The sequence below is a fragment of the Rhodococcus sp. P4_B6 genome, assembly GCF_056402215.1.
The window spans coordinates 1-573 of the sequence record NZ_JBFUHV010000498.1 but is presented as its reverse complement, the minus strand read 5'-3'; the positions used below and the strand labels follow the sequence as shown (position 1 = coordinate 573).

Here is a 573-nt window from a genome sequence, read left to right as displayed (position 1 = left end):
TGTTCTGGTTATGCCCGGGTGTTCGGTCGACTCTGCTCGTCCTGGGAGTCAGCTCCGCGACCCGATCCGGTCGAAGTCTCTGTCGGCGGCGCGTGGTGACGCACAGCACCTGGACGAGAAGACGCGATCCCAGGCCCAGCTGGTGGATCGGGCCACCCACGCCGCTCACGGACTCGACGGCACGCTGGGGGAACTGGGTGTGACGGGACATGTGTTTCCCGTGAGACTCCGCGCCGGTCAGCGACTTATCCCGTCAGCGGAAACTGGAACGGGTGTGGAAGACATCGGTATTCCCAGCACCTACCCACTTCTCGAGGAGTCGTGTGCTGGCATAGGTCGCGGTACCGGGCAGGGTGGTCGGGCCGGTTCGTAGAGAGGGGCGGGGGCGTTCGGAGAACTGAGAGTGCGGCCCCTCGTCGAGGATCGTGAAAGGCAGAAAGGTGCGCACACCGTCCCGGCCGGGGGCAAACCTGAGGTCCGCCAGGTCGGGATCGACGTTGAACCGTAGTAGCCGCCATTCTTCCTCGGCGTGGAACGAGGGGTTCTTGATGAATAGTCCGTACATGCGGAGAT

2 protein-coding genes are annotated in these 573 nt (G+C 64.0%); both read right to left on the bottom strand.

All coding sequences use genetic code 11. From position 1 onward, the window contains the following. Window positions 1-211 (bottom strand): hypothetical protein (locus AC1DWT_RS51795; protein WP_477926345.1); only part of this gene is annotated, 211 nt, incomplete at its 3' end. A 42-nt stretch (window positions 212-253) separates the two neighbouring features. Beyond that, window positions 254-573 (bottom strand): hypothetical protein (locus AC1DWT_RS51790; protein WP_477926344.1); only part of this gene is annotated, 320 nt, incomplete at its 5' end.